We start from the raw sequence: 13,522 nt of genomic DNA on the forward strand, positions 1-13,522 counted from the left end.
TTGCCCGGATTCCACCGGTACGCCGCGGGATTGCGGCCGGTGCGCGAGATTCGCCGAGGTGCGTAGAAAGCACCCCCGCGCTCAACCGACCTGGGGGTCATCGGGAGCGCGAGGGCGCCTCGTGGTCCACCCCTGGGGGTCAGGTGGACGAAGAACACCTTACCAAGTTCGCCGGGATATTCCTACACCTGCCCGCGCGTGTTGTGACCGAATCGGAATCAGGCGGCCTTTGCCACGCCGTCGCGGGCCGCGCGCACCACTCCAGCGACCGCGTCCGCGGAGAGCTCCTCGAGCCGCAGGCAGGCCCCGCCGAGCGCGGTGGCGAGCTGCCCGGCCAAGCCGAGCCGGACCATGCCCTGCTCGCAGTCGACGACCACCGAAGCCACTCCGAGCCCGGCCAGCAATCCGGCCGCACGCAACGAATCCCGCACCGCGCGCTGCGCGCCGGAGCGCCCACCGCCGGCCGCTTCACCGGCCGGAATCGTGGCCTTGCCGTCGGTGAGCAGCACCAGCAGCGGGCGCCTGCGCGGGTCCCGGGTGCGTTCGGTCTGCACCACCTTGCGGACTTTCAGCAGGCCGTCGGCCAGCGGAGTGCGGCCGCCGGTGCGCAGATCGCGCATCCGGGAGGCGGCGATCTCCACCGACGAGGTCGGCGGCAGCGCCAGTTCCGCGGCACCGGCGCGGAACGTCACCACGCCCACTTTGTCGCGCCGCTGGTAGGCGTCCCGCAGCAGGGACAGCACCGCGCCGCTGACCGCGGACATCCGCTCCCTGGCGGCCATCGAGCCGGAGGCGTCCACGGCGAACAGCACCAGGTTGCCCTCGCGGCCTTCGCGCACCGACCGGCGGACGTCTTCCTGGTGCAGCACGAGTCCCGGGCCGCTGCGCCCGCGCGCGAGCTGGTGCGGGGCGGCGGCGGTCAGCGTGGCGGGCAGGTGCACGCCATTTCCGTCCACTGTGGAGGAACGGATGGTCTGGCCGGTGCGGGAGCGCGCGCGGGAACGGCGGCCGGGCGCGCCTTCGCCGACCCCGGGGACTTCCAGCAGTCGGGCGCGGAAGGCCGGAGCGGGCGCGGCGGGCGGCTTGCCCGCGGGCGCCGGGCCGTTGCCGCCGGATTTCTCCTGCTGCTGCCCGTTCTGCTGATCAGCAGCGCTCTCCGGCGGCTGCTGGGCTTGTCCGCCACCGGGACCGTCCGGGCCGTCGTCCGGACCGCCGTCCGGAGATCCGCCGCCCGGCCCGTCGTCCGGTCCGTCCGGCGGTTCGTCGTCGCCCGAATCCCCAGCGTCGCCCGAATCCCCAGCGTCCCCGGAGTCGTCGCCCGAGTCCTCGGCGTGCTCCGCGGCATCGGACAGCGCCTGCTGCAACTGCTCCTCGTCCACACCCGGCTCGTCGAACGGATCGCGGCGCCGCCGGTGCGGCAGCGCCAGCCGGGAGCCCGCCTCGACGTCGACCTCCTCGACCGCGTCCGCACCGCGCCAAGCGGCGTGCGCGACAGCGGTGCGGGCCAGCACCAGGTCCGCGCGCATCCCGTCCACGTCGAACGCCGCGCACAGCGCGGAGATCCGGCGCAGCTCGGAATCCGGCAGCACCACCGACTCGACGCGGGCGCGGGCGGCCGCGATCCGCTCGGCCAGCTCGGCGTCCTGCTCGGCCCACTGCTGCGCGAAACCCGCCGGGTCGGCCTCGAACTCGAGCCGCCGCCGCACCACCTCGGTGCGCGTGGCTACCTCCCGCGAAGCCGAGACCTGCACGGTGAGGCCGAAGCGGTCCAGCAGCTGCGGACGCAGCTCACCTTCCTCCGGGTTCATCGTGCCGACCAGCAGGAACGAGGCGGCGTGCGTGATGGACACGCCTTCCCGCTCGACGTGCGCGCGCCCCATCGCCGCCGCGTCCAGCAGCAGGTCCACCAGGTGGTCGTGCAGCAGGTTGACCTCGTCGACGTAGAGCACTCCGCGGTGCGCGGCGGCCAGCAGACCCGGTTGGTAGGCCCGGACTCCCTCGGTCAGCGCCTTCTCCAAGTCCAGCGACCCCACCAGCCGGTCCTCGGTGGCCCCGACCGGCAGTTCCACCAGCTCGGCGGACCGCTGCTCGGCGGCCGTCGCCGCGTGCGGGCCGTCCGGGCACTCCGGGTCGGGTTGCTGCGGGGAGCAGCCGAACCGGCAGTCCGGGACCACGTCCAGCGCGGGCAGCAGCGCAGCCAGCGCACGGACCACAGTGGACTTCGCGGTGCCCTTCTCGCCGCGCACCAGCACGCCGCCGATGCGCGGGTGCACCGCGTTGAGCAGCAGCGCCAGCCGCAGGTCGTCGTGCCCGACCACGGCGGAGAACGGGAAGCGCGCCCTCGCGGGAGCAGTCATGCCAGGAGTTCCTTCCTCGGGTCTCGGACGCCCCGATGTCGGCTGTGCCGGGGCGAGGCAGTGTCCTGACTCCCGGATCCGCGCGGAACTTCCCCGGCCTTCCCAGGCGTCCCGGTGGCTCGCGAAGGGGACCCGCTCCCCGGTCACAGTGGCGCCGACCGTGCCGGACTCGCACCGGCTTCCTGACCTGCCCGGCTGGGACCAGCGAGCATCGTCGCAGATCAGCCGATGCCGAGGAACCTCGCTGCGGCAGCGATCACGCCGGGCAGCGCAACATGTCGATGTGCGCGATGCCGTCTTCGAGGTACTCCTCACCGGAGGGCTCGAAGCCGAACGGGCGGTAGAACTCCAGCACCCGGGTCTGCGCCGAGAGCACCGCGGGCGAACTGCGCACCTCGGCGAGCGCCGCGCGCATCAACTTCGCGCCGAGCCCCATCCCCCGGGCGTTCTTCGCGGTGGCCACCCGGCCGATCCGGAAACCGCCGCCGGCGTCCTCCAGCAGCCGCAGGTAGCCGAGCACGTAGCCGTCGGCCGAGTCGATCCAGAAGTGCCGGGTGCGGCTGTCCAGGTCGCGGCCGTCGAGCTCGGCGTAGGGGCATTGCTGCTCGACCACGAACACGTCCACCCGCAGGCGCAGCAGTCTGTAGAAGTCCTCGGCGTCGAGGTCGGCCGTGTAGGCGCGTTGCACAGCGGTGGCAAGCGGTTGCAGCGTCACCACTCCGGGATATCACACGCGGGTCGCGCGACCCGCATTCACCTGCGGCGAAGTAGTAAACGCCACTGTCGTCGTCACAGCTGCGGGGCCATCTCGGCGGCGACACCGGAAATCCGGGCGTAGACGCCGGGGGCGCCGGGGCGCCCGCATCCCGCGCCGTAGGAGACGACTCCCACCAGCCTGCCTTCGGCGACCAGCGGGCCACCGGAGTCGCCGGTGCACGCGTCCCGGCCGCCTTCGGGGAGTCCGGCGCAGACCATGGTCGTGCCGTCGTATTCCGGGTAGGTGTTGCGGCACTGCTCGTCGCTGTTGATCGGCACGTCGGCGGAGCGCAGTGTGTCCGAAGTGGACCCGTACTCGGTGGTGCGGCCCCAGCCGTAGACGCGGGCCGGAGTTCCGGGCCGGTAGGGCTCGACTTCCCCGGCCCCGGCCATCGGCAGCGGCGGCTGCGGCGCCGGAGCGGTCAGGGTCAGCACGGCGACGTCGTGGCCGTGGCCGACGTCCCGGAACTCGGGGTGCACCCAGACTTCGCGAACTTCCGAAACCGTCCCGGCGGAGGTGCGCAGATCTTCCCGCCCGGTCACCGCGCGCAGCTCTCCCACGGCGCGCGGCTGCGCGGTGGCGGTGTCGAAGGTGCAGTGCGCGGCGGTGACGACCTTGTCCGGGGCGACCAGCGTCCCGCCGCAGAACTGGTTGCCGTCCGGGTCGGTCAGCGCGACCGCCCAAGGCGCGGCCTCGATCCCGGTGCCCTCCCCGCCGACGACGCGTTCCTTGCCGCCGCCGGGTGTTTCGGCGGACGCGACCGGACTCATCAGCGCCACGGCAGCGGCTCCCGCGGAGCACCCCGCGAACAGCCTTCGCAGCGGGAGCCGGAACTTGCGAGCGCTGCCGTTGAACACGTCGGCCTCCATGGTCGCGGGGATCTACGGCGGCACACCGTAGCGGCCCGGTCACATAGAGGTCAGGAGGCTGAACTCACATCCAGGCGGCAAAATTTTTCGTTACTATGGTCATCGGCAGGAAAAAGAACGTCGATCAAGCTCTTCATCCACCGTTCATCCAGCCACTCATTTCGTTGATCCGGAGACCGCGACGATGCGGACTCCCGAGATCACCCACGATCCGGTGAATCTTGCCCGGCGGCCGCGCGGCCCGCCGTGCCTTCGCGCGCCCGAGTAGGAGGAGCGAACCCGCCATGCTGGACTTCACGACGCTGCCTGCGTTCCTGCTCGCCAGTGCAGTAGTAGTGCTCACGCCCGGTGTGGACGCGTTCCTGCTGCTGCGGACCTCGCTGCGGCAGGGCACCGGAGCCGGGCTGCGGGCGCTGGCCGGCATCCACAGCGGCAGCATCGCGCAGGTCGCGCTGGTGATCTGCGGACTCGGCGCGCTGATCACGAGCAACCCGGCGGTGCTGTCCACGCTGAAATGGGCGGGCGCGGCGTACCTCGTTTACCTGGCGGCGACGATCGTGCGCGGGCTGTGGCTGACGCGGAAGCGAAGCGGCGAAGAACTCGGCGGCGGCGCCCCGGTGCGGCGGCCGTACCTGCAGGGGCTGCTGAGCAACATCACGAACCCCAAGATGCTGCTGTTCAGCCTCGCGTTCCTGCCGCAGTTCGTGGGCGGCGCCACCGCGCCGACGCTGCAACTGATCATGCTCGGCGCGGTGTTCCTGGTGGTGGCCGCGATCTGGGAGATCACCGTCGTGCTGGCCGCCGCGCGCATCGCCGACCGGCTGCGGCATCCGCGGGTGGCGCGCTCGCTGGACATGGTCAGCGCAGCCGCGTTCCTGACCATCTCGGTCGGCCTCGTCGCGAGCTGAGCCGCTTCCGGCCGATTTCTCAGGCACCGCCCCGGAACATGCGAAGGCCGGGGCGCCCGGCGCGCGCCCCGGCCCTGCTCCGGCTGAACCCGGATCAGCTCAACTGCGCCTGCACCTCGTCGTAGTAGCTGGCCACGCGGGTGTAAACCCCCGGTTGGCCGGGCCGGGCGCAACCGTTGCCCCAGGACACGATCCCGATCAGCCGGTCGTCGACGACCAGCGGCCCGCCCGAGTCGCCCTGGCAGCTGTCCACGCCACCCGCGGGCAGCCCGGCGCAGACCATCGCCTCCGGGTCGTACTGCCCGTTGTAGGCGTCGGAGCACTGCTGGTCGGTGGTGATCGGCGGGGTCGCCTGGCGCAGCGTGCGGGACGGGGTGCCGCCTTCGCTCGTGCTGCCCCAGCCGAGCACCGTGGCCTCCTGGCCCGGCTCGTAGAGCCCGGAATCCTGCGGCCGCGCCAGCTGCAGCGGAGTCTGCGGCAGGTCCCGTTCCAGGGTCAGCACCGCGACGTCCGAACCGCTGGTGGCCTGCTGGTAATCCGGGTGCACCCAGGTGCCGCGGACGTCGACTTCCTCGCCGTCGCTGCTGAGCTTGTCGTCGCGACCGGCCACGACGGTCATCTCGGGCGGCCCGCCGGTGACGCAGTGCGCGGCGGTGACGACCTTGTCCGGCGCGGCCAGCGTGCCCCCGCAGAACTGGTTGCCCGAGGCGTCGGTGAGGTAGACGACCCACGGGAAGTCATCGGTGCTGGCGGGTTCGCCGCCGACGACCTTGCTGGTGGGCGGCGGTTGCTGCTGCGGGGCCTGCTGTTGCGGGGCCGATTGTTGCGGGGCCGCCGCGACCGGTGCGCTGATCGCCGCTGTGGCGAACGCCGCCGCGGCGAGCGCTCCGGCCGCCGACCACCACCGGGAAGTCGGTTTCCCGGCCGTCCCCGAAGTTCCGGCCAGCCCCGAAGTCCCGGTCTTCCCGCGAATTCCTGTCATCCCGCTGTCCTCCGAATCGCCCTGTCATCCCGCTCGTCCTGCATGGATCAGCCGGTATCGCGGCGCGGTGGTCAACCGGCGCTGCCCCGGTGCGCGGACAGTGTCGCGGACAAAGCGGATCACGGCTCGGTCACAGTCCACAACGGCCGATCGTCTTTACCTGAACAGGTGATATAGCGGGAGAACTCCTCGATCGGAGCAGCACGAATTAGTCCTATGTGGACTTTCCGGAGCCCAACCGCGGAGGCACCCGCGCGCAGCGATCGCTCACTGCTCGTGCAGGACCTCGCGGATCAGCTCGGCGCTGGTGTCCGGGGGGTTCGCGGCTCGCACGATGTTGCGCAGGAGCTGGCGGTAGCAGCTGACCGCGCTGTCCGAGTCGAGGAACACCGACGCGTGGTGGTTCTCCTGGAACACGATGTCCGGCTCGCCGTCGTACTCGAAAAGCAGGAACGAGCCGTGCAGCCCCGGATACGCCCCCACCTGGCGCGGCACCACGCGCAGGCAGACGTGGTCGGACTCCATCATCACCAGCAGGTGCAGCAGTTGTCGTTTCATCACGCCCGGCCCGCCGATCGGGCGGCGCAGCGCGTGTTCCTCCACGACCGCGTGGAACAGCGGCGCCCGGCTGCGGCTGAGGATCATCTGGCGGGCCATCCGGGTGGCTACCAGGTCGTCCAGCTCGGCCTCGGAATGCTCCGGGGCCATTCCGGAGATCACCGCGCGGGCGTATTCCGCGGTCTGCAGCAGGCCCGGCACCAGCAGCGGCTCGAAGCTGTGCATCCGGACCGCTTTGCCCTCGTAGTTCAAGAACTCCCGCCAGCTCTGCGGGGCGGCCGAAGGGCGCTGCCACCACGCGGTGCGGCCCGCGTTGCGGGCGAGTTCAACCAGCGCAGTGCGCTCCTGCTCGGCCACCTCGTACAAGCCCAGCAACGCCTGCACATCGGCGAGCTGGACCCCGCTGGCACCGGTCTCGATCCGGCTGATCTTGCTGCCGGAAACACCGAGGCGGGCGCCCGCGTCGGTGCAGCTGAAGCCGCTGCGCTCGCGGTATCTGCGCAGCTCGGTGGCGAGTTGGCGTGAACGGACCGACGTGTGACGGTTACCCGGCATGGCTGCGGTTTCCCCCAGCATCGACATCCCCCGACGAGGACGCCGAACCTTCGGCGCCCGCAAGCACGGACAAGAACTGCGCACGCCGGCCGGAAGTGCTGGTCCGCCCCGGTCGCACCTGCCACGGGCATCTCCCCGAAACCGTGGGCGGCCAGATCGGCGGGCCTGCCCGCTCTGATCGTGCCGCGATCCGGTGCGGTGCCGGTCGTTCTCGGCGCCGCTGCGGATCCTCCCACCACTTCGGGACCGGCGGGTGCGGATCCGGCGAGCGGCCGGAGATTTCCGGCGTCGACCAAGACCGGCGTGCTGCGCCCATGATCTCGAGGGCGGCGCGCGCCGACAATAACTCGATCAAGTGAAGACTTGCAGATTCTTGCAGCCTCACCCGTGCCCGGCAGGACCGCGCAGAGGCCCGACAGCCGCCTACTAAGCTGCGCGCGGGCGAACGCAAGAACCGCCCGCCACCCGTATCGGCTGAGGAGGAGACCGATGAGCCTGGAACGCCCCGTCGACCCGGACCCGTACTCGCTGCTGCCCGAGGTCCCCGCGTTCACGCTCACCTCCAAGGACGTGGCCGAGGACGAGCAGATGGCGCTCACCCACGCCTACGACGGGATGGGCGCCGACGGCGGCAACGTGTCCCCGCAACTGAGCTGGGAAGGCTTCCCGGAAGCCACCAAGAGCTTCGTGGTCACCTGCTTCGACCCGGACGCCCCGATCCCCGGCGGGTTCTGGCACTGGGTGCTGGTCGACGTGCCGCCGACGGTGACCGAACTGGCCGCGGGCGCGGGCGGGCGCACCGGCTCCGGCGTGCCTTCCGGTTCCTTCCAGGTGCCCAACGACCTGGGCGAGCGCGCCTACGCGGGCGCCGCCCCGCCGCCCGGCGACCGCGCGCACCGCTACATCTTCGCGGTGCACGCGCTGGGTGTGGAGAAGCTCGGGGTGGACGACCAGGTCACCCCGGCCGTGGTCAGCTTCAACGTGGCGTTCAACACGCTGGCGCGGGCGGTGCTCGCGCCGACCTACGCGCACTGATCCCGCGCGGAGGTCCCGGTGAGCGTCCGGGTGCTGCCCGCCGTCGTCGCCTCGCTGGTGGCGGTGGCGCTGGCGGTGCTGCTGTTCGTCCCGTTCGTCGCACGCGAGCACCGCAGGCGCGGTGAGCTGCGCCCCGGCACGTTGCTGCTGTTCCTCGCGGCCCTGCTGTACGCGCTGGGGCTGGTGGCTTACGTGCTGGTGCCGCTGCCGCCGGTGGCTCCCGGGTTCTGCGAGGTCTTCGGCGAGCTGGAGCCGCAATGGCGGCCGCTGGCCGGTTTCGACGGCCTCCGGCGCCCGCAGCACTGGATGGAGCTGACCGGGCTGCTCGCGGACGGCTCGGTGCAGCAGTTCGGGTTCAACGTGCTGCTGTTCGTGCCGCTGGGCATGTTCGGGCGGTACCTGGGGCGGCTGAGCCTGCCGTGGACGGTGCTGGCCGGGTTCGCGGCCTCACTGCTGGTCGAAGTCACCCAGATCACCGGCATCTGGTTCCTGTACCCGTGCCCCTACCGGCTGTTCGACGTCGACGACCTGCTCGCCAACACCACCGGAGCGCTGGCCGGAGCGGTCGCGGCCCCGCTGCTGCGGCTGCTGCCGGGCCAGCGCAGCGCGGCGGACGCGGGAACGCCCCGGCCGGTCACCGCGCGGCGCAGGCTGCTCGGCATGAGCTGCGACGTGCTGGCGCTGGTGTGGCTGGGACTCATCATCGGGCGCGGCACGCAGCTCGCGCTGGGCGCGACGGGCGCTCAAGTGCCGCCCGGGCTGGGCGAGCTGGTCGAGTCGGCCGCGTTGTGGCTGCTGCCCGCGCTGGTGCTGCTGCTCGTCCCGCTGGCCGGGGGCGGCACCACATTGGGCCAGCGCACCGTCCTGTTGCGCACCGTCGCGGGCGATCGGAGCCCGGGTGCGCGGGCGGTGCTGGTGCGCTGGCTGTCCGGACTCGGCGGGCTCGCGCTGCTCGAAGCGCTCGCGAACCTGGTGTGGCCGCAGGCCGGTGCCGCGCTGGCGGTCCTGTGGTGCGCGGCGCACGCGTTCGGCGTCCTGCGCACCCGGAACCATCGCGGCATCAGCGGTAGAGCGGCCGGGACGGCGGTGGCCGATGCCCGCCCCGGCGATCCCGCGGACCGCACCGGGTCAGCGGCGCAACACCGCTGACGATCCGGTGGACCTTCAGGACGCGGCGAGCGACTTCCTGTCGTAGGCGTCGCGACGGCCGAACACGAACCAGGCCAAGCTGCCCAGGAACGGCGCCACGAACGCGATCACGATCCACACCAGCTTCATCCCGCCGGTCAGCGGCGAACGGAGCACGCTGACCAGTGCGGCGATGAACAGCACGGCCAGCGCGATCAGAATTCCGGTGATGCCGAGGCCGACAGCGCCCCCGGCGATGTAGTCGCCCACGCCGGCGCCTTCGGCGAGGTTGTTCTGCTGTGCGAGCAAAGAAGCCTGGTCCGTCATCGTTGTCCCCATCTCCCGTAGGTTCCGCGCCGGCGGCTCCGTGCCGCCGGACATAAAAGATCTTGGCATGACGCGTTCCGGCGCGGATCGGCACATCGGCCCGGGCTCGGTCGTACTTCGGGACAAGCCGGATCGCGCACCACAAGCCACCGGGCGAGCGCGCGAACCGATCCGCTGACCGGCCGAACGACAACGACCTCCCGGCACCTCGACGCCGAGGCCGTTCCGGCGTTCGCCCGCACCCGGGCAAGATCGGCCGAACGGCCGAGGCGGCGCAGCCGCTCACCGTGCTACCGCTGATCACTCGTGGCAGTGCCGCGGCACGACCAGGCCCGTTTCGTAGGCGACGACCACGGCCTGCGCGCGGCTGGACACGCCGATCTTGGTCATGGCGCGGTTGACGTGGGTTTTCACCGTGGCCTCGCCGACGCCGAGGCGTTCGGCGATCTCCGCGTTGGTCGCTCCGGTCGCGATCAGCTCCAGCACCGACAGCTCCCGCCGGGTCAGCGCGGACAGTTCCGCGGGCACGCCACCGCGGGGCTGCGGCCCGCGGGTGTAGGTCTCCACCAGACGACGGGTGATGGTGGGGCCGAACAACATCCCGCCGTCGGCGACCGCGCGCACCCCGTTGATCAGCTCCTCCGGCGGGCCGTCCTTCAGCAGGAAGCCGGAGGCGCCCGCGCGCAGCGCAGCGTAGACGTACTCGTCGAGGTCGAAAACGGTCAGCACCAGCACGCCCGGCCGCGGCGGTTCGGCCAGGATCAGTTCGGTGGCGCGCACCCCGTCCATCTCCGGCAACCGGATGTCCATCAGCACCACGTCCGGCCGCAGCTGCGCCGCGAGTTCCACGGCGGCGCGGCCATCGGCGGCCTCGCCGGCGACTTCGATCCCCGGGGCGGCGCGCAGCAGCGCGGCGAACGCCGCCCGCAGCAGATCCTGGTCGTCGACGACCAACACGCTGGTCATGCGTTCGTTCCCGGAGCGGTCAGTGCTCCTTGCGCGGCCGCGGCAGCACCGCCCGGTGTTTCTCGCGCGGCCGCCGCAGCACCGCCCGGTGTATCTCGCGCGGCCGCGGCAGCACCGCTCAGTGCTCCTCGCGCCGCCGCGGCAGCCGCAGCACCACCTGGAAACCACCTTCGCGGCGCGGCCCGCTCTCGACCGTGCCGCCGTACATCTTCGCGCGTTCGCACATGCCGATCAAACCGTGCCCGGACGAGCCTGCGGACGCCGGGGCGGCCGCTGCGCTGTTGCTGACCAGCAGCTCCAGCTGCTCGCCCTGGTGCCGCAGCACCACGGCGACGGCGCTGTCCGGAGCGTGTTTGAGCACGTTGGTAAGCGCTTCCTGCGCGATCCGGTAGGCGCAGAGTTCGGCCCCCGGCGACAGCGGGCGCGGTTCGCCCTCGCTGCTCAGCTCGACCTGCACGCCTGCGGCGCGGATGCTCTCGACCAGCGCGGGCAGGTCCGCCAGCCCCGGCTGCGGGTGGAACCGGTCGGCGTCCGCGGGACCGTCCTCGGCTTGCGGCCGGAGCACGCTCAGGAGCCTCGCCAGTTCGTCGAGCGAGCCGCGGGCCGCCGTCGAGATCGTGCCGAGCGCGTCGCGGGCGGTCTCCCGATCCGAGTCGAACACGTAGCGGGCCAGACCGGCCTGCACCGATACGACCGACAGGTGGTGCGCGACCACGTCGTGCAACTCGTGCGCGATGCGCATCCGTTCTTCGGTGACCGCACGTTCGGCTTCCCGGTCCCGATCCCGGCGCAGCTGTTCGGCCTGCCGCAGGCGCAGCCGCACCACGTGACCGGCGGTCAGCGCGATCGCCGCCTGCGTCGTGCCGAACAGCACGGCGGAGGGCATCAGGTCGGCGGGCGTACCGACAGCAGCCCCGGTGTAGATCACCGCGGTGGCGACCCCGGTGCCCGCGGCGGCCAGCGGAAACGGTTTGTGCACTCCGACCGTGTAAGCCGCCAGCAGCGGCCCGATCACGCCGAGGGAGGTCTTGCAGCCGATTCCGTAGAACACCGCGAGGGCCACCGTCACCACCAGCAGCACCCCGAGCGGGAACTTCCGGCGCAGCACCAGCGGCACACCGCTGAGCAAGACCAGCACGTGGGCCAGCGCTCCGGCCGCACCGCTTTCGACCACGTCTTCCGGGCCGATCGCCACGACTACCACGAAGGCCATGGCCAGCGCGAAGTCCGCGAGCAGCGGGTGCCGATGCAGCCAGCCGGTCAGGATCGCGGCCGGGCCTCGGGAATGCTCGGTGGGCAGGTGGAGATGACCACCCCCGGGGGCCACCCCCACCTCTGCCTCCCCGTGCACATCATGCGGCCGCACCCTCTTCGGCATCGCGCACAATGATGCGCTCGCCCAAGTTAGTGATCACGGCCGGTGCCGGTCGACAAACCAGCGGTGGAGATACCGGGTAAACCTTCGCGGTATTCCCACCGGCGGGCGCGGGAGTGGCAGGCTCGGCTCCGGCCGCTGGGAATCCCCGAGCCGCCGCGGAAGTTGAACGGATCGCGGCGGACATCGTCCGGCGATTACCCCGCAGGACCGGCGAACCAAACGCGCAGCGGCCCGAACACCGACCCGACCGGCCCCGGCACGCACCCGACAGCACAGGATGGACATGCCCCACTTCGACCTGGTCATCATCGGCAGCGGCTCCGGCAACTCGATCGCCGACGAGCGGTTCGCCGACTGGAACGTCGCGTTCGTGGAGAAGGGCATCGGCAGCGCCTCCTCCTACGGCGGGACCTGCCTGAACGTGGGCTGCATCCCGACGAAGATGCTGGTGCACACCGCCGACGTCGCCGCGGCACCCGGCGCCGGGAGCAGGCTCGGGGTCGACCTCGAACTGCGGGACGTGCGCTGGCGCGACATCCGGGACCGGATCTTCGGCCGGATCGACGCGATCTCCGACGGCGGCAGGCGCTACCGCGCAGCGGGCAGCGACAACGTGACGCTGTTCGAGGGCGAGGCGCGGTTCACCGGTATCAAGCAACTCACCGTCGAGACCGCGGACGGGCCCGAGACGCTGACCGCCGACCGGTTCGTGGTCGCCGCGGGCGGGCGGCCGACGACTCCGGACATCCCCGGCATCGACGACACCGGTTTCCACACCAGCGACAGCGTGATGCGGCTGGACGCGCTGCCGCCCCGGATGATCATCCTCGGCACCGGGTTCGTCGGCGCCGAGTTCGCGCACGTGTTCTCCGCGCTGGGCGTCGAGGTCACCGTGATCGGGCGATCCGGGCGGCTGCTGCGCGCCGAGGACGTCGACGTCTCGGAGCGGTTCACCGAGCTGGCCGCCGAACGCTGGGACGTGCGGCTGAACCGCAAGGCGCTCGCGGCCGAACGAGACGGCGACGTCGTGCGGCTGCACCTGGAAGGCCCGGACGGCGCGGAAACCGTCGAGGCCGAGCAGTTGCTGGTAGCCGTCGGCCGCGAACCCAACAGCGACCTGATCGATGCCGAGACCGGCGGGCTGCGGCTGCGCGCCGACCGCAAGATCGAGGTCGACTCCCGGCAGCGGACCTCCGTGGACGGGGTGTGGGCGCTGGGCGACATCAGCTCCGATCACGAGCTCAAGCACGTCGCCAACCACGAGATGCGGGTCGTGCAGCACAACCTGCTGCACCCGGACGAGCAGATCGAGTCCGACCACGCGCACGTGCCGCACGCGGTGTTCTCCGCGCCGCAGATCGCCGCGGTCGGGCTCACCGAGCAGGACGCCCAGGCGCACGGCGTCGAGTACGTCAGCAAGGTCCAGGAGTACGGCGCGATCGCCTACGGCTGGGCGATGGAGGACACCACCGGTTTCGCCAAGCTGCTCGCCGACCCGGCGAGCGGCCGGATCCTCGGCGCGCACATCATCGGGCCGCAGGCCCCGACGCTGCTGCAACCGCTGGTGCAGGCGATGGAGTTCGGCCTGGACGCCCGCCGGATGGCGCGCGGCCAGTACTGGATCCACCCGGCGATGCCGGAACTGCTGGAGAACGCGCTGCTCGGCCTGCCGCTCGCGGAATGACCCGGTCGCGAGGAGTGC

General features: G+C 71.8%; 12 protein-coding genes and 1 riboswitch. Of the genes, 4 read left to right on the top strand and 8 right to left on the bottom strand.

The annotated features are described in order from the left end of the window. Window positions 1-218 precede the first annotated feature (218 nt). The 3 genes from V1457_RS01080 to V1457_RS01090 all read right to left on the bottom strand — a co-directional run bounded on the left by V1457_RS01080 (window position 219) and on the right by V1457_RS01090 (window position 3,971). A complete protein-coding gene (locus tag V1457_RS01080; protein WP_200070129.1) occupies window positions 219-2,357 on the bottom strand; it encodes a magnesium chelatase subunit D family protein in 2,139 nt (712 codons plus the stop codon). A 58-nt stretch (window positions 2,358-2,415) separates the two neighbouring features. Continuing rightward, a riboswitch (cobalamin riboswitch) is annotated at window positions 2,416-2,543 on the bottom strand. 70 nt (window positions 2,544-2,613) lie between these two features. Then, the gene (locus V1457_RS01085) at window positions 2,614-3,072 is read right to left on the bottom strand and encodes a GNAT family N-acetyltransferase (protein ID WP_200070130.1); all 459 of its coding nucleotides are present in this window, start codon (window positions 3,070-3,072) and stop codon (window positions 2,614-2,616) included. 74 nt (window positions 3,073-3,146) lie between these two features. Beyond that, window positions 3,147-3,971 carry a serine protease gene (locus tag V1457_RS01090; RefSeq protein ID WP_338599237.1) on the bottom strand — a complete coding sequence of 275 codons (825 nt, stop codon included), beginning with the start codon at window positions 3,969-3,971 and terminating at the stop codon, window positions 3,147-3,149. A gap of 296 nt (window positions 3,972-4,267) precedes the next feature. On the opposite strand from V1457_RS01090, the gene V1457_RS01095 reads away from it, so the two are divergent. Next, window positions 4,268-4,891: a LysE family translocator gene (locus tag V1457_RS01095; RefSeq protein WP_200070132.1), complete on the top strand. Its 624-nt coding sequence runs from the start codon at window positions 4,268-4,270 to the stop codon at window positions 4,889-4,891. A gap of 94 nt (window positions 4,892-4,985) precedes the next feature. Here V1457_RS01095 and V1457_RS01100 read toward each other — a convergent pair whose 3' ends face one another. Together V1457_RS01100 and V1457_RS01105 are read right to left on the bottom strand one after the other, a co-directional pair. Next, window positions 4,986-5,873, bottom strand: a complete 888-nt coding sequence (locus V1457_RS01100; RefSeq protein ID WP_338599241.1) for a serine protease — start codon at window positions 5,871-5,873, stop codon at window positions 4,986-4,988. A gap of 267 nt (window positions 5,874-6,140) precedes the next feature. Continuing rightward, on the bottom strand, window positions 6,141-6,986 hold the full coding sequence (locus tag V1457_RS01105) for a helix-turn-helix transcriptional regulator (protein ID WP_200070134.1): 846 nt from the start codon (window positions 6,984-6,986) through the stop codon (window positions 6,141-6,143). Window positions 6,987-7,475: 489 nt separating this feature from the next. On the opposite strand from V1457_RS01105, the gene V1457_RS01110 reads away from it, so the two are divergent. Both V1457_RS01110 and V1457_RS01115 read left to right on the top strand, forming a co-directional pair. Continuing rightward, on the top strand, window positions 7,476-8,021 hold the full coding sequence (locus V1457_RS01110) for a YbhB/YbcL family Raf kinase inhibitor-like protein (RefSeq protein WP_200070135.1): 546 nt from the start codon (window positions 7,476-7,478) through the stop codon (window positions 8,019-8,021). A gap of 18 nt (window positions 8,022-8,039) precedes the next feature. Then, on the top strand, window positions 8,040-9,170 hold the full coding sequence (locus V1457_RS01115; RefSeq protein WP_200070136.1) for a VanZ family protein: 1,131 nt from the start codon (window positions 8,040-8,042) through the stop codon (window positions 9,168-9,170). 15 nt (window positions 9,171-9,185) lie between these two features. Here the strand turns inward: V1457_RS01115 and V1457_RS01120 are convergent, their stop codons facing one another. The 3 genes from V1457_RS01120 to V1457_RS01130 form a co-directional block, all read right to left on the bottom strand. Next, complete coding sequence (locus V1457_RS01120) at window positions 9,186-9,488, bottom strand: PLD nuclease N-terminal domain-containing protein (protein ID WP_233627349.1); 303 nt, start codon at window positions 9,486-9,488, stop codon at window positions 9,186-9,188. A gap of 288 nt (window positions 9,489-9,776) precedes the next feature. Further along, entirely contained in the window at window positions 9,777-10,442 is a 666-nt protein-coding gene (locus tag V1457_RS01125) for a response regulator transcription factor (RefSeq protein ID WP_200070137.1), read from the bottom strand. A gap of 118 nt (window positions 10,443-10,560) precedes the next feature. Continuing rightward, a complete protein-coding gene (locus tag V1457_RS01130; RefSeq protein WP_338599249.1) occupies window positions 10,561-11,820 on the bottom strand; it encodes a histidine kinase in 1,260 nt (419 codons plus the stop codon). A gap of 283 nt (window positions 11,821-12,103) precedes the next feature. Between V1457_RS01130 and V1457_RS01135 the strand changes: the two genes are divergently transcribed. Next, the gene (locus V1457_RS01135) at window positions 12,104-13,504 is read left to right on the top strand and encodes a mycothione reductase (RefSeq protein WP_295139280.1); all 1,401 of its coding nucleotides are present in this window, start codon (window positions 12,104-12,106) and stop codon (window positions 13,502-13,504) included. The last annotated feature ends 18 nt before the right edge of the window (window positions 13,505-13,522 follow it).

Source organism: Saccharopolyspora sp. SCSIO 74807 (assembly GCF_037023755.1).
GTDB classification, from domain to species: Bacteria; Actinomycetota; Actinomycetes; order Mycobacteriales; family Pseudonocardiaceae; genus Saccharopolyspora_C; species Saccharopolyspora_C galaxeae.

Coding starts and splice junctions, on each gene's coding strand:
- V1457_RS01080 (WP_200070129.1), bottom strand. CDS start 2,357: ATGACTGCTCCCGCGAGGGCGCGCTTCCCGTTCTCCGCCGTGGTCGGG.
- V1457_RS01095 (WP_200070132.1), top strand. CDS start 4,268: ATGCTGGACTTCACGACGCTGCCTGCGTTCCTGCTCGCCAGTGCAGTA.
- V1457_RS01100 (WP_338599241.1), bottom strand. CDS start 5,873: ATGACAGGAATTCGCGGGAAGACCGGGACTTCGGGGCTGGCCGGAACT.
- V1457_RS01105 (WP_200070134.1), bottom strand. CDS start 6,986: ATGCCGGGTAACCGTCACACGTCGGTCCGTTCACGCCAACTCGCCACC.
- V1457_RS01110 (WP_200070135.1), top strand. CDS start 7,476: ATGAGCCTGGAACGCCCCGTCGACCCGGACCCGTACTCGCTGCTGCCC.
- V1457_RS01120 (WP_233627349.1), bottom strand. CDS start 9,488: ATGGGGACAACGATGACGGACCAGGCTTCTTTGCTCGCACAGCAGAAC.
- V1457_RS01125 (WP_200070137.1), bottom strand. CDS start 10,442: ATGACCAGCGTGTTGGTCGTCGACGACCAGGATCTGCTGCGGGCGGCG.
- V1457_RS01130 (WP_338599249.1), bottom strand. CDS start 11,820: ATGCCGAAGAGGGTGCGGCCGCATGATGTGCACGGGGAGGCAGAGGTG.
- V1457_RS01135 (WP_295139280.1), top strand. CDS start 12,104: ATGCCCCACTTCGACCTGGTCATCATCGGCAGCGGCTCCGGCAACTCG.